This window comes from Burkholderia sp. MS389, from assembly GCF_016899425.1.
Lineage (GTDB): Bacteria > Pseudomonadota > Gammaproteobacteria > Burkholderiales > Burkholderiaceae > Burkholderia > Burkholderia sola.
On the sequence record NZ_CP045994.1, the window covers coordinates 1,395,962 to 1,417,984 of the forward strand.

A 22,023-nucleotide genomic window follows, 5' to 3' on the forward strand; every position below is an offset into this window, starting at 1 on the left:
ATTTTTCTATCAGCTCGGCCGCTGACGGCAATTCCTGCCGAAGTCGACAGGCCCGCCATGCAAATGGCGGGCTTTTTGCTTTCTGCGCGCTTACAAATTGCAAGTGTTTGTGTGCAGCGCCGCAATATCCTGCCAAATGCCTTGGCGCAGTAATCCTGGCTCGGCATAATCGGGGCGCGTTTTTCAGGACGCGCATCGCGTCGTCCGCCTTCCTTCCCGCTTAATCTTCACTAAAAGGACCGACGCGTGAGCCTCTGGTTTCTGGTATTCCTGAGCGTCCTGCAGGGCGTTACCGAACTCTTCCCCGTCAGCAGCCTTGGCCATACGCTGCTCGTGCCGGCGCTGTTCGGCATGCACATCGACAAGCACGCGCCGCAACTGCTGCCATTCCTCGTCGCGCTCCATCTCGGCACCGCGCTGGCGCTGCTGTGGTACTTCCGCGCGCGCTGGATCGCGCTGATCGGCGGCTTCTTCGCGCAGCTCGGCGGCCGCAAGAACGACGACGGGCACCTGATGTGGGCGCTGATCATCGGCACGATCCCGACCGGCATCGTCGGGCTGCTGCTCGAGAAGCGAATCGAGCGCGTGTTTCACGATCTGCGGATCGTCGCGATCGCGTTGATCGTCAACGGCGTGTTGCTGTGGGTCGGCGATCGCATCCAGCGCAGCCGCGCGCATCAGCCGCCCGAGAAGATGACGTTCAAGCAGGCGTTCTTCGTGGGCCTCGCGCAGATCGGCGCGTTGATTCCGGGCTTCTCGCGCAGCGGGCTGACGATGATTGCCGGCAACGTGGCCGGGCTGACGGCGGAAAAGGCCGCGGAATTCTCGTTCCTGCTCGGCACGCCGATCATCTTTGCCGCGGGCGTGCTCGAATTGCCGAAGCTGTTCCATGCGCGCGACCAGCTCGCCGATGCGCTGCTCGGCGGCGTGCTGACGGCGATCGCCGCGTACCTGAGCGTGCGGTTCCTGATGCGCTATTTCGAAGGGCGCGGCCGGCTCGCGTCATTCGGCGTGTATTGCGTGATCGCCGGCGTGTTCTGCCTCGGCTGGTTCATGCTGCATCCGCAGCCGGTTTGATGCCGCGGGGGGCCGGTCTCGCGTGATCTGGTGCGATGATCGGGTATAATTTCGGGCTCGGCTTCGTGTCGGGCCCGTTTTGTTTCGGGGGTTTGAGTTTGGCGGTGCGGTCGCTGCCGTGCGTTACTCGAAAGCCCGATGCCGAATACGGTCCGCGAAAGGCCGTGTCTTTTCTCCCCGACCGCCCTTAGCTCAGTTGGATAGAGCAACGGCCTTCTAAGCCGTAGGTCACACGTTCGAATCGTGTAGGGCGGGCCAGTGAAATCTATGCATTGGCCGATATTTTCAATTTGCCTGTTTCCTTTATCGCGTTGCGTGTTCACGCAGCGTGTGGCTTTTATAGTCAACCCGGATCGTACCCAGTCCATGTGAGAACGGCGATGCGCGCATAGCGTGTCCAATTTGCACGGCAAGCAGAAAGGCGTTGCTTGTCCGAGCAGTATGTCGGCCGTAGCCGCGCTATCAATTTGTTTGGCAGTCCGTTGCTTATCCCTCGTCGAACCGGCTTGCGGCATTCAACCGACACACCAACAACGGGCGCGGCCAAGTTGCCGATCGACAAGATCGGCAACGCGCGGCCTGGCTACGCGACGCGTCGGCGTATCGCCGCATCGGCGCCGCCGCAAGTCCGCGCGCTGCGCATTCCCTCTTCCGAACGCCGGAATCGGCCGCGCGACATCGCACGGGCGTCCGGTTCTTGCGCACCAATTCCCGCAACAAACCGACGCACTGACGACCGTATCGAAATGCCGCACACGCGATCCCACACAGTCGCGCCCTCCCGCATTCGATCGCCGCAGCGCAACAATCCGCCACAACGGCGTGGCCCCGCGCCTCCCGCCTTGCAGTCCCAACGGATGCCACCTATATATATGACTAATCGACTCGTACCACGGTAGCGGTGCGGCACGCGGCGGGGCGCATCGTCAGATCAGAACAACCGGGTGCCGAACGGGAGCCCTACATGGACGAGAGTGTGTCAGTCGCACCAATGTGTTCCCGCACCTGGTCTTCGAACCTACTGCGCGCACTCGCGCGTCCCGGCGGCAGGCAGTCGCTGGCGCTGATCGCATGCTGCGCCGCACTGAGCGGCCAGAGCGCCGGATTCGCGGCGGAGCCCGGCGTGACCGGCGACACGATCCGCCTGGGCATGGTCAACGCGCAATCGGGCAATTCCGCAGGCCTCGGACATGGGCTGCTGATCGGCGCGCAAGCCGTATTCGACGACGCGAACGCTCGCGGCGGCGTGCACGGGCGAAAAATCGACCTCGTCGTCGCCGACGATCGCTACGAACCCGACCGGACGGTGGACAACACGCTGGACATGATCGAGCGGGGCAACGTGCTGGCGCTGTTCGGCTACGTCGGCACGCCGACGACCACCGCGGTGCTGCCGATGATCCGGGACGCTGGCATTCCGCTCGTCGGTACGTTCAGCGGCGCGATGGCGCTGCGCAAGCCGGTCACGCCGGAGGTCTTCAACATCCGGGCGAGCTATGACGACGAAACGCGCGCGCTGGTCGATCATTTGATCGCGCACGACCACGCGACGCGTTTCGCGGTGTTCTACCAGGACGACGGCTTCGGGCTCGCGGTGCTGGCGGGCACGCGGCTCGCGCTGCGCCGCCATGGCCTCGACGTCGTCGCCACCGGCACGTTCCGCCGCGGCACGACGGCGGTCGACACGGGTCTGGCGGCCGTACTCGAAGGGCGGCCCGACGTCGTCATCATGGTCGGCCCGTATACGCCGGTCGCCGCATTCGTTCGCGCCGCGCACCGCGAAGGCCTCACGGCCCATCTCGCGGCGGTGTCGTTCGTCGGCACCGACGACCTGTTGCGCCTCATCGGCGACGAAGGGAATGGCATGCTGATTTCGCAGGTCGTGCCGCTGCCGCAGAGCGATCGCCCGGTGATCCGGGACTGCGCGCGGCTCATCGCCCAGCGCTTTCCGGACGAGCACATCGGCGTGGTGCACATCGAGGGCTGCCTCGACGCGAAGGTCGCGCTGATCGGGCTGGAGCGTGCGGGGCCATCGCCCACGCGGGCAACGCTGAAGCAGGCGCTCGAATCGATCCGCCATCTCGACCTCGGCGGCCTGGTGGTCAACCTGAGCAGCGACGATCATCAGGCGCTGAACGACGTGTTCCTCACCGAAATCGCGCACGGGCACGTCACGCCGCTGGTCGTGCCGGCGCAATGAGCGGCGGATGGCCGTCAGGCCATTCCGATCCTGGAGGGCTGCATGGACATCAAGGCGAAGCTCGTCACCAGTACCAGCCTGATGCTGCTGGGCGCGGTGGCGATTTCGGTGACCAGCCTGATCGCGGTGCACGGCATTGCGTCCGGCGTGCGCACGCTGACGACGGAATCGCTGCCGCTGCAGGTGCGCAGCAACGAACTCCAGCGCGCGTATGCGGAACTCGCGGTGGAGTTCGGCCGGCTCGAGCACGCACAGGACGCATCGGAGCGGCAGCAGTCGTCGTCGCAGATCGAAACGCAATTGCAGCGGATCGCCGGCATCACGGCCGCCGTGCGCGCGATCGACCGGCACGGTATCGACGAACCGTCCACCGATCTGCGGACGATGCTCCGGTCGATGAACGAAGGCGTCGACAAGCGCCTGCGCGGCGAGGCGCAACTGGTCGCCGAGCGCCGGCTGATCGAACGCGTGCAGGCGCGGGGCGCCGCGCTGCTGACCGAGATCGGCAAGGAAACCGAGCGGCTGGACAACGACGCCGATGCGGCGGTGAGCGGCGCGCTCGCGGCCAACACCGCATACAACCGGACGATTCATGCGCTCGACCAGGTTCGCACCAACGTCAAGGACATCATCACCGTCGCCGGCCGCGTCGACGTCGCGCCGAACCGATACCGGCTCGCGCCGCTGCGCGAGCGCATGCAGGCGTCGATCGACGGCGCGCGCAATGCGCTCGCGCTCGCGGTGCCGAACCTCGATGCCGCCACCGCGCAGGGCGTGACGACCGCACTCGGGCGCGTGGCGGCCGACATCCTCGACGGCCACGAGGGCCTCGTCGCGCTGCGCGGCGTCATGTTCGCCGAGCCGTCCGTCGCGGCCCGCTACCGCGCGAAAGAGGGCAGTGTGCTGCAGTCGCTCGAGGCGCTGGACGCGAAGCTCGCGGAGATCGCGGATCCGTTCGCATTGCAGATCGTCAAGGCGCGACAGCGTCTCGACGAGGCGATCGAATTCCGGCGGCGAGCCGCGCGCGTCGCGTCGCTGTCGGCGATCGTGAACGGCGGCATCAGCGCTTTGGCGTTCGACCTGCGGATGATCGCGCAAAGCGACGGCAACGACCGTCTGGCGCGCGGCGACGACGAGCTGCACAAGAACATCGGTGCGCTCGCCACATCCGCCGGCGCACTGCGCGATGCGCTCGCCGCGGACGGCCCGGGCAACGTGAAGCGCGCCCAGGAGGTCGTCGGACTGACCACGGAGCTGGCCGGATCCGCGCGCCGCATCCTCGCGGTGAAGTCCGACATGCTGGCCAACGACGTGGCCATGCAGGGCATCGTCGCGGACGTCGATACGACGGCCAATCGCCTCGCGGCCTACACGGAGCAGGAGGCCGTGCGCGTCGACCTTCAGCAGCGCGGCATCGTATCGGACGTCTACCGGGCCGTGGCGACCGCGATCCTGATGATCGTGGGCGTATCGTTCCTGCTCGCGATCGGCGGGCTGCTGATCAGTCATCGGCTCGGCGCGTCGATCTCCGGGCCGCTGTCGCGCCTGACGCGCACGATGGCGCGCATTCGCAGCGGCAGCGACCTGTCGTTGCGCATGACGCACAAAGGCCGCGACGAAGTCGCGGCGCTGGTCGCCGGCTTCAACATGATGCTCGACGAAATCGAACGCCGCGACGTCGATTTGCAGGCGGCGATCGCCACGGCCGAAGCCGCGAATTCGGCGAAATCGGAGTTTCTCGCGCGGATGAGCCATGAGATCCGCACGCCGATGAACGGCGTGCTCGGCATGACCGAGCTGCTGCAGCGCACGCGGCTGACGTCGAAGCAGCGCAAGTTCGTCGACACCGTGTATCGATCCGGGCAGACGCTGCTCGTGCTGATCGACGACATTCTGGATTTCTCGAAGATCGAGGCGGGCAAGCTGACGCTGGAGCGCATCGATTTCAATCTGCATCAATTGCTCGACGATGTCGTCGCGCTGCTGGAGCCGAACGCGCAACGCAAGGCGCTTGCGCTCGTGTACCGGCGCGGCGACACCGTTGCCGAATGGATGCGCGGCGACCCGGTGCGGTTGCGCCAGGTGCTCACGAACCTGCTGGGCAATGCGATCAAGTTCACCGAGCACGGGCACGTCGCGCTCAGCGTGTCGTATGCGGACGACGGCCGCATCGTGTTCACGATCGCCGACACCGGCATCGGCATCGCGCCCGAGGTGGCCGCGCAGTTGTTCCGGCCGTTCCAGCAGGCCGACAACTCGACCGCGCGCAAATACGGCGGAACCGGGCTCGGCCTCGTGATTTCCCGGCAACTGGCCGAGATGATGGGCGGCGCGCTCACGCTCGAATCGACGCCCGGCCAGGGCTCGGTGTTCACCGTGACGACCCCGTTCGAGCCGGCGTCCGGGGAGGTCGGCGTCGCATCGGAGGCACGGCCGTCGCTCGCCGGCCTGAAGGTGCTGATCGTGGACGACAGCGAAACCGATCGCAGCGTGCTGCTCGAACATGCGATCGAATGGCAGCTGTGCGTCGCCACGGCGATCGGCGGCGACGACGCGCTGGCGCAGTTGCGCGCGGCGGTCGCCGACGGCGCGCCGTTCGATCTCGCGATCGTCGACGTGCGGATGCCGGGCATGGACGGCATCTCGCTCGTGCAGTACATCCGCCGCGATCCGTCGCTGCGTGCGCTCAGGATCATCACGCTGACCGCGTTCGAGATGATGGACAGCGTGCTGGTCGCGCACGAACTCGACATCGCCGCCCGGCTGACGAAGCCGCTCCATGGCGCCGATCTCCATGCGGCCATCGCCTCGGCGATGCACGTGATGCCGCCGCGGCTGACGTCTGCTGAGCCGGTGTCCGACGACGCCGCCGCGGGTCCGCGCCGGCCGCTCGACGAGATCGCGGCGCGCGTGCTGCTGGTGGAGGACAACGTCGTGAATCAGCAGATCGCGCTCGCGATGCTGGAGGACACCGCCTATCAGGTCGACGTGGCCGACGACGGCGAGCAGGCGCTGCAGCGGCTGGCGGACGACGGTTTCGACGTCGTCCTGATGGACTGCCAGATGCCGAAGCTCGACGGCTTCGAGGCGACGCGGCAACTGCGCCGTCGCGAAGCCGAAGCCGGCGCGCCGCGCATGCCGGTGATCGCACTGACGGCCAATGCGCTCAGCGGCGACCGCGAGCGCTGCCTGGCCGCCGGGATGGACGACTATCTCGGCAAGCCGTTTCGCCGCGATGCGCTGCTGCAGATGCTCGCGCGTCATGTCGGCGGCGCGGCGTGCGCGCCGGTAACCGGAAGCGATGCGGCGACGACGGGCGCCGACATCGATACGCGTCCGGAAGCGGGCGGTGGCGCGGCCCCCGATCCGGACGACGACGCCAGCGTGATCGACCAGAAGGCGCTCGATGCATTGCGCGCGCTTCAGCGGCCGGGCCGCCCGGATGTCCTGACGCGGATCATCGATCAATTCGCGGCGGACGCGCCGCGGCTGATCCGCGACATGCATGCGGCGGTCGAAGCGGGCGACGCCGATGCGCTGAAGCTGGCCGCCCATACGCTGAAATCGAGCAGCGCGAACGTCGGCGCGCACCTGCTGTCGGCGCGTTGTCGCGCGATCGAGCAGCTGGCGCGCGCAGCCGACGTCGGCGCGGCGGTGGAGCTGGTCGCCGGCACGGACGCGGAATTCGGGCACGCGCACGCGGCGCTGATCGCGGAGCGCGTCGAAGGTTGAACGGACGCCGGGCCGGCCGATCGCCATGGCGATTGCGCGGCGGCAAAACAGGAGGATGCTCGTGAACCAGGAACATGCCGATGTGCCGGCGATTCTGATCATCGACGACGACGCCATGACGCGCCTGCTGGTCGTGGAGACGCTCGAACCCGAAGGCTTTCGCGTCGAGGAAGCGACGGGGCCGCAGGAAGGCATCGACGCGTTCCTGCGTCATCGTCCGGTCGTCGTCCTGCTCGACGTCGAAATGCCCGGCGGCGACGGATTCGACTGTTGCCGCGCATTGCGCGCGTTGCCCGAGGGCCGCCGCGTGCCGATCGTCATGCTCACGGGCAACGACGACGACGCATCGATCGCCAGCGCGTTCGACGCCGGCGCGACCGACTTCGTGTCCAAGCCGATGCGGTGGAAACTGCTCGGGTATCGGGTCCGCTATCTGTTGCGCGCGGCCGCGGCGGTCGAAAAGCTGGCGACGACCGAGGTCAGCCTCACGCATGCGCAGGCGCTCGCGCACCTCGGCAACTGGGAATACCAGGCCGGGCGGACGGACGGCTACTGGTCGCCGGAGCTGTACCGGATTCTCGGGCTCGACGCCGCCCGCACGCCGCCGACGTTCGAGCGCCTCGTGCAGGCCGCGCCGCCAGACGAGCAGCCGCTCCTTGTGCAGTCCTACACGAGCCTGCGCACCGAAGGCGTCGCGTTCTCGATCGAGCATCGGCTGATCCATGCGGACGGCACCGAGCGCTGCGTGCTGCACCAGGCGGAGTCCGGCCGCGATCCGAACCACGCGATCATCCTGCGCGGCATCGTGCAGGACATCACCGAACGCAAGATGCAGCAGGGGCGTATCGAATACCTCGCCAATCACGACGCGCTGACAGGCCTGCCGAACCGCAACCTGCTCGGCGACCGGATGGAGCAGGCGATGTCGCAGGCGCGGCGCACCGGGCAGCTGATCGCGGTGATGGTGCTCGACCTGGACCGCTTCAAGCACATCAACGACAGCTTCGGTCACTCGGCCGGCGACGGGCTGCTGCGGGTCGTCGCCGCGCGCCTGAAGAGTTCGGTGCGCGACGGCGACACGGTCGCGCGGCTCGGCGGAGACGAGTTCGTCGTGATGCTGGTCAATCTCGCGACGGCGTCGGACGCGGACACGATCGCCCGCAAGATCCTGGACACCTTCATTGCGCCGTTCGTGCTCGACGGCCACGACCTGCACGTGACGACCAGCGTCGGCGTCAGCCTTTACCCGACCGACGGGACCGACGCGGAGACGCTGCTGAAGACGGCCGATGCCGCGCTGTATTGCGCGAAGGAACACGGGCGCAATTGCTACAGCTTCTATACGCGTGAACTGGGCGCGCGCGTCGAAGAGCAGACCATCCTCGAAAACGCGCTGCATCAGGCCGTCGCGAACGGTGAACTCGAGCTGTACTACCAGCCGAAGGTCGATCTCAAGACCGGCCAGATCAGCGGCGTCGAGGCGCTGATTCGCTGGCGACGTCCGGGCATCGGCGTGATTCCGCCCGACCGTTTCATCCCGATCGCCGAAGAAACCGGGTTGATTCTGCCGATCGGAGAGTGGGTGTTGCGCACCGCGTGCGCGCAGGCCGTCGCGTGGCGCCGGGAAGGACATCCGCCGATCCGGATCGCCGTCAACCTGTCCGCGCGCCAGTTCCGGCAGCAGGACGTGGCCCACCTGGTGCGCACGGCGCTCGCGGAAACCGGTCTCGAGCCGGACTCGCTCGAACTCGAGCTGACCGAAAGCGTGCTGATGGAGGACTCCAATGCGATCGCGCATACGCTGCGCGAACTGAAGGCGCTCGGCGTCGTGCTGTCGCTGGACGATTTCGGCACCGGCTATTCGAGCTTGTCGTACCTGAAGGACTTGCCGATCGACGTCGTCAAGATCGACCGTTCGTTCCTCAGCGACGTCACCACCAGCGCGGAAGGTGCGTCGTTGACGCGCTCGATCATCGCGATGGCCGAGTCGCTGCACATGGAGACGGTGGCCGAGGGCGTGGAGACGGAAGCTCAACTGTCGTTCCTGAACCGGCATCGCTGCCATGCGATGCAGGGCTACTACTTCAGCCATCCGGTCACCGGTGACGAGATCGCCGACATGTTGTCCGCCGGCTCGGAGTTGCCCGAGCACTGCCGGCAGCGCGAACTGCTGCACCGTACGCTGCTGCTGGTGGACGACGACCGCGCGGTCCTGCAGATGCTCAGGCAGGCGCTCGGCCGAGACGGCTACGAGATCCTCGCCACCACCGATCCCGACGAGGCGCTCGACCTGCTCGCGCAGCATCGCGTCGGCGTGATCGTGTCGGACTTCCGGATGCCGAGCGTGTCCGGGCTCGACCTGCTGCAGCGTGTCAAGGCGCTGTACCCGGACATCGTGCGCATCCTGCTGTCCAGCTACGGCGACGGCGCGTCGATCGCGGACGCGTCCGGCAACGGGTCCGTTCAGAAGGTGCTGATCAAGCCATGGGACGTCGCGCTGCTGCGCAAGCACATCACCGAGTCGTTCCAGCGGTTCGAGCACACGTCGATGAGCGGGGCCGATCTCGGCGTGGTCCGCCTCGGCATCCGCCCGTCTCCGCTGCGCTCGCTCGGCGGGGCGGAGCCGCGCGATCGCCGTTGACCGGAAGCCGCCGACGCGCTCGAAGCATGCACGGTGCGGAGGTGCGCATGGCGTCGACCGGCACGCTCGCGGAACGCGTTTCGCGCGACGCCGGGCGGCTGTCGGAATTCGATACCCGGGCAATAAAGAGGACTGCCCGGCAATCGAAAATTGAACAAATGCGCAAATTGTGCGCGATTCGGAAAATCATTCCGCCCGACGCCGTAAGACTATTAAAGTGGATAGCGACCACATAATGCGGAGGCACGATAATACGCCGACTGCCGGGATCTCGATTCACTTGTGAACGGGCTTTTCCATAAATACATTTCGACGCTAAATTATTTGAAAACGCCAAAAAAATTGTCTATACCCTAGACGAACCGGCTTGATCCGTATCGTGTGGATGCGGTCAGGCAACAAGCGAGCGCGGGTAATGGCGGATTCCATTGCCGCCGAACTCGCGTTGCAGCGATCGAAGGGATTCCGGGGGATGCGAACGGCCCGTTGCCAGGCCTGCTGCATGAGTCATGAATGGGCGAAACGCAGTGAACGCCACCGAAGCAACGCCGCGTCTTTACATTCAACGGTCGATCAACGACCCCGTCACACGGAGGTTGTCATGCTGCACTACGTCAAATCCCTGCTGCGCGATGAACGCGGCGTCAGCTCGCTCGAATACGCGGTCCTCGCCGGCATCGTCGTCGTCGCGCTGGCTGCGGTCGGGGTGATCCTGAGCAGCAACACCGGCGGCCTGCCGGCCGTGTTCACGTCGCTGATCAACAAGGTCACGGCGCTGATCTGATCCCCCTGAACCCGCGCGCCGCCGACGAATACACGGATCCGCAGCGGTACGACGTATCCAGCCGGGGCGCGCCGACGGACGGCTCTCCGATGCTCTATCTCGTACAGTCGGCGGCGACGCTCGTGCTGATGTCGCTCGTGCTGCAGGACGTGCGCACGCGGCGCCTGTCGAACCGCCCGGTACTCGCGTTCGCGATGCTGTATTTCGTCGCGGCCGCGCTCGCACGCGAAGGGCTCGCGCAGCTCGCCGCTCACGTCGCGACCGCCGCGGCGATGCTGCTGCTGTTCGCCGGACTGCGTCACGCCGGCTGGATCGGCGGCGGCGACGTGAAGCTGGCGGCGGCCGTCTTCCTGTGGGCCGGCCCGGCGCTCGCGTTCCCGGTGTTGACGATCGTCGGGGCGAGCGGCGTCGCATGCGGCCTCGCGATGCTCGCGGCCGTTGCGTGGCGGCGTCGCCGCATCGCGCCGGCGCGCGCGATCGACACGCGTGGCGTGCCGTACGGCATCGCGCTCTCGCTCGGCGGCGCACTGGCCGTCTGGGCGCCGTTTCCTCACGCGGTTTCGCTCACCTAGCGGGGACGCACGCCGCCATGCCCAAACCCCTGAGAATGGCCGTGCTGATCATCGCTGCCGCCATCGGTGCGTTCCTCTTGCGCCAGCTCTATGTCGCCGCGTCGACGCCGTCGGCGCCCGGCGCGGCGAGCGACGTCGACGTGCGCGTCGCGGCGGCCGACCTGCCCGAAGGGCTGCTGCTGCGCGACAACGATCTCGCGTGGAAGCGCATGCCGCGCGCGCAGGTGCCGGCCGGCGCATTCGTCGAGTCGCAGCCGGGCGCGGACCTCAAGGGCGCGCTGCTGCGCAACCGCGTGGACGCCGGTGCGCCGATTCGCGCGGACAACGTGATCCCGGCCGGCGCGCCGGATTTTCTCGCGGCCGCGCTGCAACCCGGCATGCGCGCGATCTCGGTGCCGGTCGACGACGTGTCGGGCAACGCGGGGCTGATCCAGCCGGGCGACTTCGTCGACGTCGTGCTCACGCAGCAGATCGGCGGTTCCGCGACGACGCCCGGCACGTTCGAAGCCGAGACGGTCGTGCGCCGCGCGCGCGTGCTCGCGGTCGGCTCGGAATTCCAGCGTGCGAAGACGGCCGCGAGCGCGCCCGACGCCCCGGTGCGCGCGCGCACGGTCACGCTCGAGGTCGCGCCGCGCACCGCGCAGGTCGTGCTGGTCGCGACGCGCCTCGGTTCGCTGTCGCTCGCGCTGCGCAGCTTCGCGACGAGCGATCGCCGCCACGCCGCGGGCGGCGACGAACAGGAGCCCGATACGCCGCCGGTGTGGGCCGGCGACGTATCGCGCGCGTTCCGGGACGCGACGCGTTCGTCGTCCGCGAAGCCCGACACGGGCATGCGGGCGGCACCGCAGGGCAACACGGTCGTGATCTATCGCGGCTCGTCGGTGGACGACGGCTCGCGTGGCACCGGCGGCGGTGGCGTCGGTGGCGTCGGCATGCCGGGCATCCCGCCGCTGCCGTCCGGCTGGCCGGGCACGCCGGTTGCGCCGGCGGCGCCCGCGATGGGCAATGCGGCTGCCGACACGACGGCGCAAGTGCCGCGGGCGGCGGTCGCGCAGTGACGCGAGGACGAGGTGTCGAGGTGTCGATTCGGAACCGGCCGCCCGGCGGCCGGCATTTGACGGGAACACGCATGGTGCGCATGGTTCGTTGGATCGCTTTCTGGTGCCTGGCCGCGCTCGTCGCGCCGGACGTCGCGTTCGCGCAGCGCGCGCACGCGGCGGACGCCGGCGCGGCGTTGTCGATCGCGACCGGCAAGGGCGAGATGCTGTCGCTGCCGGAACCGGCGACCGCGATGTTCGTCGCGGACCCGGGCATCGCCGACATCCAGGTGCCGTCGCCGCGCACCGTGTTCGTGTTCGGCAAGAAGGCCGGCACGACCACGCTGATCGCGCTCGGCGCGAATCATCGGCCGATCCTGCGCCGGACCGTGATCGTGCAGGTCGACACCGCGTCGCTGCAGACGGTGCTCGACGGCCGCTTTCCGCAATTGAAGCTGGCGGTGTCCGGCGCGCCGGGCTCGCTGATGGTGTCGGGCAAGGTGCCGAGCGCGGCCGACGCGGACGCCGTGATGCAGTCGCTCGCGCCGTATGTGAACGACAAGGAAAAGATCGTCAACCGGCTCACGCTGTCGCGCCCGATCCAGGTGAACCTGCGCGTGCGCGTGACGGAAGTGAGCCGCAACATCACGCAGCAGCTCGGCATCAACTGGAGTTCGCTCGGCGCGGCCGGCAACTTCATCGGCGGGCTGTTCAACGGGCGCACGTTGTTCGATTCGACGAACCGGTTGTTCAACCTGTCGCCGACGGGCGCGTATTCGGTGGTGGGCGGCTTCCATACGGGGCGCTGGTCGATCGACGTCGTGCTCGACGCGCTCGATCAGGAAGGGCTGATCACGATGCTCGCGGAGCCGAACCTCACCGCGATGTCCGGCCAGACCGCGAGCTTCCTCGCGGGCGGCGAGATCCCGATTCCGGTCGCGCAGGCCGGCAACACGACCGGCGCGATCACGGTCGAATTCAAGCCGTTCGGCGTATCGCTCGACTTCACGCCGACCGTGCTCGCCGACAACCGGATCAGCCTGAAGGTGCGCCCGGAGGTGAGCGAGGTCGATCCGAACAACAGCGTGACGACCGGCGGCGTCACGGTGCCGGGGCTCTCCGTGCGGCGCGTGGAGACGACGGTCGAGCTGTCGAGCGGGCAGAGCTTCGCGATCGGCGGGCTGCTGCAGAGCCAGACGGCCAATACCGTGTCGCAGATCCCGGGGCTCGGCCGGCTGCCGATCATCGGCCGGCTGTTTTCGTCGAAGAACTTCCAGGACAACAAGACCGAGGTCGTCGTGATCGTGACGCCGTACATCGTGCAGCCGACCGGGCCCGGCCAGCTCGAGCAGGCGCTCGACACCGTCGCGCGGCCGAGCAGCGACCTCGAGTTCGCGATCCAGCGCAACCTCGGGCTCGACCTGCTGACCGGCGACACGCCGCGTCTCGTCGGCGCCGCGGGCTTCGTGTACTGACCGGAGGAGCACGCATGCGACTTCGAACCCTGTTCACCGCGCCGTTGCCGTTGGCGCTCGCGGCCTGCCTGTCGACGCCGCCGCCGATCAACCTGCCCGATGCGCGCGCGATCGGCTTCGACGGCGTCCGTGCGGTGCCGCCCGACTGCGCGAAGCTGATGCAGCCGTCGCAGCTCGTCGACGCCGGCTTCGGGCGGCCCGGCGTGCCGTTCGGCTGCGCGACCTACACGAATCTCGCGACGATGCTCGCGCGGCCGGAAGACCTCGTCGCGCCCGTGCCGTACGGCGGCGCCGATGCGCAGGTCGCGGCCGACGCGGTACGCCGCTACGTCGAGGATCGCGTGAAGCAGCCCGCGCCGGGCAAGACGCTGACGACGACCGGCTCGCCCGGCCATTGACCCCCTTCCGATGCGATCGCGATGCCGCCCATGAACGTCCTCGACCGCCAGAACGCCAAGCACGCCGCCGCAGCCGGTGCGGCGGACCTCATCGCGGTCGTGTCCGACGCCGGCAGCGAGGATGTGATCCGCCGCGTCGCGCAGGACCTGTCGATCGCGCGCGCCCACGTGCAGCCGGGCAACTGCGACGACGCGATCCGGCTGCTGCAGCAGCACGAGCGCTCGCCGCGCCAGCTGATCGTCGACGTGTCGGATTCGGTGCTGCCGGTGTCGGACCTGATGCGGCTCGCGGACGTGTGCGAGCCGTCGGTGCGGGTCGTCGCGATCGGTACGCAGAACGACGTCGGGCTGTTCCGCAACCTGCTCGGCATCGGCGTGCAGGACTACATCGTGAAGCCGCTGACCGTCGAGCTGATGCGGCGCGCGCTGACGACGACCGAGGCGGTCGTGCAGGTGCGCACCGGCAAGATCGTCAGCTTCGTCGGCGCGCGCGGCGGCGTCGGCACGACGACGATCGCGGTCAGCCTCGCGCGCTGCCTGGCGGGCGAGAAGCGGCGGCGCGTCGCCTACGTCGACCTGAACCTGCACGGCGGCGGCGCGAACTCGATGCTCGGGCTGTCGAGCAACAACGGGCTGATCGAATTGCTGAACATGGAACTGCGCCCCGACGACGCGCTGTTCGACCGCATGTTCGTCACGAAGGGCGACCGCCTGCACGTGTTGTCCGCCGAACTCGCCTATGGCGAGGACGCGTTGCTGCGCGACGATGCGATCGCGCAGCTCGTCGACATGCTGAAGGACCGCTTCCATTACGTGCTGTTCGACGTGGGCGTGCGTGCCGGCAAGTTGTTCGAGGATGCGCTGACGGCGTCCGATCTCGTCTATATCGTCGCCGATCGGTCGGTGCACGCCGCGTACGAAGCCGCGCGGCTGGCGCGCTTCGTGAAGGAAATGCCGGGCGAGCGGATGCTGTCGATGGTGCTGAACAATCCGCTCGAGCCGGTCAAGGGGCGCGTCGCGCAGTCCGATTTCGAGGACGCGTTCGGCGGTGTGCGGCTGCGCGAGCTGCCGCACGACGCGCAGTCGCTCGCGATCGCCGAGAACCTCGGCGAGCCGATCGAAGGCACGAAACGGAGCGGCTTCCTCGACGAGATCCGGCTGCTCGCGAACGGCATCACCGGCGAATCGATGGCCGTCGCCGAGCCGTGGTATGCGCGCTTCGTCAAATGGAGGAAGGGATCGTGACGTTCGGTACCCGCAAGCGGCGGACGCCGGACCCCGCGCCGGCGGGCTCCCGTACCGCGCCGCGCGACGACGCGCCCGCGCCGGCCGCGAGCCCGGTGCCGGCGTCGCTGTCCACGTCCGCATCCGCAGCCGCGCGCGCGGCGGCGACGGCCGATACGCAGGAGGCCCTCATCCGTTCCGGCAAGTTCGACGCGATCCGCACCGCGGTGTTCGCGTCGATGAACATGTCGGCCGCGCTGATGAAGACGCGCGACGAAGTGCGCGCGGGCATCGAGCAGGTGGCCGCGCACACGGTCGAGCGCGAGCGCCTGAAGATCACCGCGGGCGAGCAGGTGCTGATCGTCGACGCGATCCTGAACGACATGTTCGGCGTCGGGCCGATCGAGCCGCTGCTCGCCGACGACACCGTGTCCGACATTCTCGTCAACGGTCCCGACCAGGTGTACGTCGAGCGCGCGGGCCGGCTCGAGCTCACGTCGCTGAAGTTTCGCGACAACGCGCACGTGACGAGCGTCGCGCAGCGGATCGCGGCGGCGGTCGGACGCCGCGTCGACGAGAGCAGCCCGATGGTCGATGCGCGCCTTGCAGACGGCAGCCGCGTGAACGTGGTGCTGCCGCCGATCGCGATGCGCGGCGCGTCGATCTCGATCCGCAAGTTCGCGAAGCGCGACATCACGCTCGCGCGGATGGCGCATCAGGGCAACATCTCGCACGGGATGCTGCAGGTGCTGAAGATCGCGTGCGCATGCCGGCTGAACATCGTGATCTCGGGCGGCACCGGGTCGGGCAAGACGACGCTGCTCAACGCGCTGTCGCAGCACATCGAGGAGCACGAACGGATCGTGACGATCGAGGACGCGGCCGAACTGCAACTGTTGCAGCCGCACGTGGTGAGCCTCGAAACCCGCCCGGAGAATACGGAAGGGCTCGGCGGCATCTCGCAGCGCGATCTCGTGCGCAACGCGCTGCGGATGCGGCCGGACCGCATCATCCTCGGCGAAATCCGCGGTGCGGAGGCGTTCGACGTGCTGCAGGCCATGAACACGGGCCACGACGGCTCGATGACGACGATCCACGCGAACTCGCCGCGCGACGCGATCAGCCGGCTCGAAAGCATGGTCATGATGGCGAACGCGAACCTGCAGCTGCTGTCGATCCGGCGTCAGATCGCGAGCGCCGTGCACCTGTTCGTGCAGGTCGAGCGGATGCGCGACGGCGTGCGCCGCGTGACGCGGATCACCGAGATCGTCGGGATGGAAGGCGAGGTGGTGATCACGCAGGACCTGTTCGCGTTCCGCCAGGAAGGCGACACGACGCGCGACGCGGTGAAGGGCGTGTTCGAGGCGTCGTCGTTGCGGCCCGCGTTCGCGCCGCGCGCCGCGTACTACGGCGTCGAGGACGCGCTTTCCGAGGTATTCCGGCAATGAGGGCTGCCGATCTCTTCACGCTCGGCGCGTTCGTCGCGATCCTCGCGGCGGGCCTCGGGCTGTCCGCGTTGCTCGAGCGTGCGCGCCATACGCCGGAGCAGCGCATTCGCGCGCGGCTGCAGCGCCTTGCACCGTCGCTCGCGGGCCGGGACGCCGGTGAGGCCGCCGGGTCCGGTGTCGCGCTGTTCAACCTGCCGCGCCGGCAAAGCCGCGTACGTGCGTGGATGCAGCGCTACGTGACGCGCGTGCGCGCGGTCGGCGGCGAGCGCGGGCTGCGGATCGTCGTCGCGAGCACGATCGCCGGCGCGATCGCCGGGATCGTCGCGGTGAAGCTCGTCGCGCTGCCGAGCGTCGTGCATCCGGCGATTTACGTCGGACTGCCGCTGATTGCGATGCGCGCGAGCTACCGCATGCTGGTCGAGCGTTTCCGGCTGCGCTTTCTGGAGGCGTTCCCCGACGCGATCGACCTGATCGTGCGGGCGGTGCGCGCGGGCATTCCGGTCACGCAGGCGATCAGCACGGTCGGCGACAGCGCGGCCGAGCCGGTGCGCTCGACCTTCCGCACGATGGGCGACAGCCTGCGCGTCGGCGCGGATCTGAAGGACGTGCTGACGCACGCGGCGGACCGGCTGATGATCGCGGACTTCTCGTTCTTCACCGTCTACCTGCTGCTGCAGCGCGAGACCGGCGGCAGCCTCGGCGAGACGCTCGACGAGCTGTCGAGCATCATCCGCACGCGTCGCGACATCCGCCTGAAGACACGCGCGCTGACGGCCGAAGGGCGGATCACGACGAAGATCATCTCGGCGGTGCCGTTCGTGATGATCGGCGCGCTGTTCCTCGTGAACCGCGCGTACGTGATGCTGTTGTTCGACACGCATGCCGGCCGCGTGATGCTGACGATCGCGGCGGGGCTGCTGACGATCGGCCTGCTGGCGATTCACAAGATTTCGAAACTGGATACCGCGCGATGACGATGTCGATGCTGGCCGCCCGCGGCCTCGAACTGTTGCTGCTGATCGCGTGCGTCGCGGCGGCGCTCGCGACGCCGGGCGGCGGCACGCGCAAGCGGATCGCCGTGCGCGTGCAGCAGGCCGCCGGGCAGCGGCCGCCGTCGCTGGGAGGCGGGCGTCTGCAGCCGGGCGACGTGCGTCAGGATCTGACGCGACGGCTCGCGCAGCTCGGCGAGCGGCTGCCCGTGCTCGATCCGATGCAGCGCGTGAAGCTCGGGCTGCAACTGACGCGCGCGGGCTTTCGCGAACGGCGCGCGGTGTCGTCGATGATCGGCATCAAGCTCAGCTGCGGCGTGCTGTTCGCCGGCGTCGCGATCGTGTTCAGCCCGTATATTCCGCGCTTCGGCGAATACTTCGTGATCCGGGCGGTCGCGATGATCGCCGCGTTCGTGATCGGCGTGATCGTGCCGGAATACGTGCTCGGCGCGATGATCCGGCGGCGCCGGCGCATCATCGCCGCATGCTTTCCGGATGCGCTCGACCTGCTCGTGATCTGCACGATGGCCGGCAACAGCCTCGTGTCGGGCGTGCGGCGCGTCGCACGCGAACTCGAGCGCATCTGCCCGCCGCTCGCCGACGAGCTGACGGTCTGCGCGGACGAGCTGACGCTGAGCGGCAACGTGTCCGAAGCGCTCGCGCATTTCGCGCTCCGCGTCGATTTCCCGTCGGCGCGCTCGCTCGCCACGACGCTCACGCAATCGCAGCGGTTCGGCACGCCGATCACGCAGGCGCTGCGAACGCTGTCGCGCAGCGAGCGCACCGAGCAGATCGTCGCGCTCGAGGAACAGGCCGCGAAGCTCGCGCCGAAGATCACGCTGCCGATGATGCTGTTCATCCTGCCGACGGTCGGGCTGATCGCGGCAGGCCCGGCGGCCATTCGTCTGCTCGAGGTGTTCAAATGAAAGGCTCCGCGCGACGCGCGTTCGCGTTCGCATTCGCGGCCGTGCTGCCGCTGCTGGCCGGCGGCTGCGCGCCGGGCATCCAGACGCGGCCGGCGCTGTCGCACAAGAGCGACGACCCGCAGGCCGAATTGCGCATTGCCGACAGCGCGCTGGTCGGCGGCAACGTCGATCTCGCGTCGACGCTGTACGGCAAGGTGCTCGCCCGGCATCCCGACTCGCTCGCGGCGCAACTGGGGCTCGCCGACGTCAACTACCGCGCCGGCGATCTGGAGCGCGCACGCGTGCTCTACGAGCAGGCGCGGCAGCAGGCGCCCGCGGAACTCGGGCCGCAGGTCGGGCTCGCGCGCGTCGCGTTGCGGCAGCGGCGGCTCGACGAGGCCGCCAGCCGCTATCGCGACTTGCTCGCCGCCCAGCCGAACCTTCCGCTTGCGGCGGAAGGGCTCGGCACGGTGCTCGACCTGCAGGGCCGCCACGAGGACGCGCAGGCCGTGTACCGGGACGCGCTTCGCGCCCATCCCGACGCGCAGGGGCTGCGCGTCGACCTCGGGCTGTCGCTCGTGCTGAGCAATCGTCCGCGCGAGGGCGTGAACGTGCTGCTCGACGTGGCCGGGCTGCCCGATGCGCCGTGGCAGGCGCGCCAGAATCTCGCGTTCGCGTATGGCGTGCTCGGCAACACCGATTCGGCGAAGAAGCTGCTGTCCGCGGATCTGCCGGCGTCGGCGGTGGCCGACAATCTGCGCGTGTACCAGGCGGTGCGTGCGCAGCTCGCGGCGCGCCCGGTCGCCGATGCGGCGCGGCCGTTGAAGGGCGCCGCGCTCGAGCCGCGTACGGTGCCACCCGCCGCGGGGGCCGCAAAATGACACGCGCGGCGATGCGCGGCCGCCACGCGCGCGGCGTCGTATCCCTCGAGTTCGTCTTGATGCTGCCGTTCCTGCTGATGGTGCTGATCGGCATCATCGACGTGAGCCTGCTGCTGTGCGACAAGGCCGTGATCACGAACGCGAGCCGCGAAGCCGCGCGCGCCGGTGTCGTGCTGCGCGTGCCGATGCTGACCCCGACGCAGATCGCCAACGTCGCGCTCAGCTATACGCAGAACAGCCTGATCACCGGCGGCACGCCGACGACGCCGACCGTGACCGTGACGCAGGCGAATGGCACGACGGCGGGCACCGCGCTGACGGTCACGGTGACCTACACGTATTCCGGGATGGTGCTCGGTTCGGCATTCAGCGCGCTGACCGGCCCGGTGACGCTCACGGCCAGCTCGGTGATGCTCTATGAATGACGCGGCCGGCAAGCCATCCGGCGGCACGGCGCGCGAACGCGGCTCCGTCGCGCTGTTCTTCCTGATGTTCCTGATTCCGCTGCTGTCGTTCGGCGCGCTGGCGATCGACATCGCATGGATCGCCACGGTGCGCAACCAGCTGCAGAATGCCGCGGATGCAGCCGCGCTCGCGGCGGCCGATGCGATGATGTCGCCGACCGGCGGGCCGCTGAACTGGTCGCAGGCCGCGCCGGCGGCGAACGGCGTGATCGCGCTGAACTCGGCGGCGGGCGCACCGCTGGCGACCGGCACGGTGACGACCGGCTACTGGAACGTGACGCGCACGCCGGCGTCGATGCAGCCGACCACGATCACGCCGGGCCCCTACGACGTGCCGGCCGTGCAGGTGACCGTGTCGCGCGCGCCGGGCATCAATGGCGGATCGATCCCGCTGCTGCTCGGCGGGCTGCTGGGCATCCCCGGCGCATCCGGCCGCGCGACCGCGATCGCGGTGCTCGCCGCGCCGGGTGGCGTCGCGGCGGGCGGGCTCTTTCCGATCGCGATCGACCAGTGCGTGTACAACCAGTATTGGAACGCGCAGACCAACCAGCCGCTGATCAATCCGCTGACGGGCTTGCCGTACGAGTTTTCGATCACGAACGGCCAGACGTATGGCGCGCTGTGCATGGGCGGCCAGTGGACGTCGTTCCAGTCGACCGCGACCGACACGACGACGATGGGCGGCCTGATGGTGACCGGCAACCCGACCACGCTCAATATCGGCGACAGCATCAATCTCGCGACCGGCGTGAAAGCGACGCTCTACACGTCGGTGCCGGTCGGCACGACGGTCGTGCTGCCGGTCGTCACGCAGACGTCGAGCAGCACCTCCGTGCCGATCGTCGCGTTCGCCGCGTTCCGCATCGACGTGTCGCTGGGCGGCACCTACAAGTACATCCAGGGGCACTTCGTCGCCGGCGTCAAGATGACCGGCGTCGCGACCGGCGTCGGGCCGTATTACGGCGTGTACGTGCCGCCGCGGCTTGCGCTGTGAGTGTTGCGCGCGTCGTGCCGCGCGCGGCGCAGCAGCATCAATAGCGCGAAGAGCGTCACGGCCGGGCCGATCTGCGGCAGCTGCAGCCACGGGTTCAGGTATTCGGCGATCGGCAGTGCCCACATCAGCGCGATCGCCGCCTGTTCGCCGCGCAGCCAGCCGTCGCGCCAGCCGATCGACAGCATGCAGGCGATCGCGATCGCGAGCCACGAGAGCTCGTAGTGCCACACGTACGGGTTCGCCACGAGCGTCGCGACCGCCAGTACGGCCGCGCGCACGCGGGTGTCGCGCGATTGCGTCCAGACGACGCAGGCCGCGGCGATCGCGATCGCCGCGATGCCGGCATGGGCGACATACGCGGCGCCGAGCGGCACGCCCGCGAGGCGGAGCGCCGCGAACGGCGTCGGCGACGCGAGCCAGAACCCGACGCCATGCTCGAGGATGATCGAGCGGACGAGGCCGGCGCTCGCGACGAACAGGCGCAGCGACGCGACGCCGCAGACGAGCACGCTCGATGCGACGAATGCGCCGGTCGCGAGCGCGGCCCACATGATCGTGCGCCATGCGCGCACGGCGACCAGCACGAACGGGAGCAGCAGCGCCATCTGCGGCTTGACCGACAGCAGCGCGATGCACAGGCCGGCCCACAGCGGTCGCCGGTCGGCCCAATGAACGGCGAGCGCCGCACACGATGCGGTCAGGCACGCGTTCTGCCCGAGCGTCGCGGTGACGAACACGCACGGCGCGGCGATCAGCGCGAAGGCGCCGGCGCGCGATGCGCCGGGAATCGCGCGGAGGCCGGATACGCGCCACGCGGCGAGGCCGAGCATCGACACGCCGAACGCGACGAACAGCGGATACCCGAGCGCGAACGGCAGCAGCGCCAGCGGCGTCACGAGCAGCAGATAGGTGGGCGGGTACAGCCACGGCGCGAAGACGTCGCGCGGAAGGTGCGGGAACAGCGCGGTCGTCAGCCGCGAGAAGGCGGAAAAATCGTACGCGTGCGACGGCGCGCCGTGCAGCATGACGTACGACGCGGACCAGAACACCGAGAAGTCGGCGCCGGGCCGCGGCATCACGCCGCCGGTGACGGACGCGTGACGCGCGACCGCCGTCCAGATCGCCATGAACACCGCGTACGACACCAGCATCAGCGCGCTGTACAGGACGACGCGTCGCGACGTGAGCCATGCGACGACCGG

Annotated in this window: 17 protein-coding genes and 1 tRNA gene; 17 read left to right on the forward strand and 1 reads right to left on the reverse strand. The window is 68.7% G+C overall.

What is annotated here, in order from left to right:
• The first annotated feature begins 246 nt into the window (after window positions 1-246).
• The 17 genes from GJG85_RS06555 (at window position 247) to GJG85_RS06635 (ending at window position 20,821) form a co-directional block, all read left to right on the forward strand.
• A complete protein-coding gene (locus tag GJG85_RS06555) occupies window positions 247-1,077 on the forward strand; it encodes an undecaprenyl-diphosphate phosphatase (protein WP_050013665.1) in 831 nt (276 codons plus the stop codon).
• Window positions 1,078-1,258: 181 nt separating this feature from the next.
• Window positions 1,259-1,335 (forward strand) — tRNA-Arg (locus GJG85_RS06560).
• 865 nt (window positions 1,336-2,200) lie between these two features.
• Window positions 2,201-3,277 carry an ABC transporter substrate-binding protein gene (locus GJG85_RS06565; protein ID WP_239468933.1) on the forward strand — a complete coding sequence of 359 codons (1,077 nt, stop codon included), beginning with the start codon at window positions 2,201-2,203 and terminating at the stop codon, window positions 3,275-3,277.
• Between the two features lie 42 nt (window positions 3,278-3,319).
• Window positions 3,320-7,009, forward strand: coding sequence for a response regulator (locus GJG85_RS06570; protein WP_204383774.1), 3,690 nt, complete (start codon window positions 3,320-3,322; stop codon window positions 7,007-7,009).
• A gap of 61 nt (window positions 7,010-7,070) precedes the next feature.
• On the forward strand, window positions 7,071-9,650 hold the full coding sequence (locus GJG85_RS06575) for an EAL domain-containing protein (protein WP_204383776.1): 2,580 nt from the start codon (window positions 7,071-7,073) through the stop codon (window positions 9,648-9,650).
• Window positions 9,651-10,251: 601 nt separating this feature from the next.
• Window positions 10,252-10,434 (forward strand): Flp family type IVb pilin, encoded by a 183-nt coding sequence (locus GJG85_RS06580; protein WP_050013708.1) that lies wholly within the window; start codon window positions 10,252-10,254, stop codon window positions 10,432-10,434.
• A gap of 89 nt (window positions 10,435-10,523) precedes the next feature.
• Window positions 10,524-11,006: a prepilin peptidase gene (locus GJG85_RS06585; protein ID WP_050013709.1), complete on the forward strand. Its 483-nt coding sequence runs from the start codon at window positions 10,524-10,526 to the stop codon at window positions 11,004-11,006.
• 17 nt (window positions 11,007-11,023) lie between these two features.
• Window positions 11,024-12,064, forward strand: a complete 1,041-nt coding sequence (gene cpaB, locus GJG85_RS06590; RefSeq protein ID WP_089488323.1) for a Flp pilus assembly protein CpaB — start codon at window positions 11,024-11,026, stop codon at window positions 12,062-12,064.
• A 71-nt stretch (window positions 12,065-12,135) separates the two neighbouring features.
• Window positions 12,136-13,518, forward strand: coding sequence for a type II and III secretion system protein family protein (locus GJG85_RS06595; protein WP_050013711.1), 1,383 nt, complete (start codon window positions 12,136-12,138; stop codon window positions 13,516-13,518).
• A gap of 14 nt (window positions 13,519-13,532) precedes the next feature.
• Window positions 13,533-13,916 carry a CpaD family pilus assembly lipoprotein gene (locus GJG85_RS06600; protein ID WP_050013712.1) on the forward strand — a complete coding sequence of 128 codons (384 nt, stop codon included), beginning with the start codon at window positions 13,533-13,535 and terminating at the stop codon, window positions 13,914-13,916.
• Window positions 13,917-13,937: 21 nt separating this feature from the next.
• Window positions 13,938-15,161: an AAA family ATPase gene (locus GJG85_RS06605; RefSeq protein WP_050013713.1), complete on the forward strand. Its 1,224-nt coding sequence runs from the start codon at window positions 13,938-13,940 to the stop codon at window positions 15,159-15,161.
• Window positions 15,158-16,588, forward strand: a complete 1,431-nt coding sequence (locus GJG85_RS06610) for a CpaF family protein (protein ID WP_204383778.1) — start codon at window positions 15,158-15,160, stop codon at window positions 16,586-16,588. Before GJG85_RS06605 ends, GJG85_RS06610 begins: the two co-directional genes overlap by 4 nt.
• The gene (locus GJG85_RS06615; protein ID WP_089488324.1) at window positions 16,585-17,562 is read left to right on the forward strand and encodes a type II secretion system F family protein; all 978 of its coding nucleotides are present in this window, start codon (window positions 16,585-16,587) and stop codon (window positions 17,560-17,562) included. The genes GJG85_RS06610 and GJG85_RS06615 overlap by 4 nt, the downstream gene beginning before the upstream one ends.
• Window positions 17,559-18,503: a type II secretion system F family protein gene (locus GJG85_RS06620; RefSeq protein WP_050013715.1), complete on the forward strand. Its 945-nt coding sequence runs from the start codon at window positions 17,559-17,561 to the stop codon at window positions 18,501-18,503. Before GJG85_RS06615 ends, GJG85_RS06620 begins: the two co-directional genes overlap by 4 nt.
• Window positions 18,500-19,363, forward strand: coding sequence for a tetratricopeptide repeat protein (locus GJG85_RS06625; protein ID WP_050013716.1), 864 nt, complete (start codon window positions 18,500-18,502; stop codon window positions 19,361-19,363). Before GJG85_RS06620 ends, GJG85_RS06625 begins: the two co-directional genes overlap by 4 nt.
• The gene (locus tag GJG85_RS06630; RefSeq protein ID WP_050013717.1) at window positions 19,360-19,788 is read left to right on the forward strand and encodes a TadE family protein; all 429 of its coding nucleotides are present in this window, start codon (window positions 19,360-19,362) and stop codon (window positions 19,786-19,788) included. Before GJG85_RS06625 ends, GJG85_RS06630 begins: the two co-directional genes overlap by 4 nt.
• Window positions 19,781-20,821, forward strand: coding sequence for a TadG family pilus assembly protein (locus GJG85_RS06635; RefSeq protein ID WP_050013718.1), 1,041 nt, complete (start codon window positions 19,781-19,783; stop codon window positions 20,819-20,821). The genes GJG85_RS06630 and GJG85_RS06635 overlap by 8 nt, the downstream gene beginning before the upstream one ends.
• Here the strand turns inward: GJG85_RS06635 and GJG85_RS06640 are convergent.
• The gene (locus GJG85_RS06640; RefSeq protein ID WP_204383854.1) at window positions 20,785-21,972 is read right to left on the reverse strand and encodes a glycosyltransferase family 87 protein; all 1,188 of its coding nucleotides are present in this window, start codon (window positions 21,970-21,972) and stop codon (window positions 20,785-20,787) included. The two genes, GJG85_RS06635 and GJG85_RS06640, sit on opposite strands and share 37 nt — an antisense overlap.
• Window positions 21,973-22,023 lie beyond the last annotated feature (51 nt).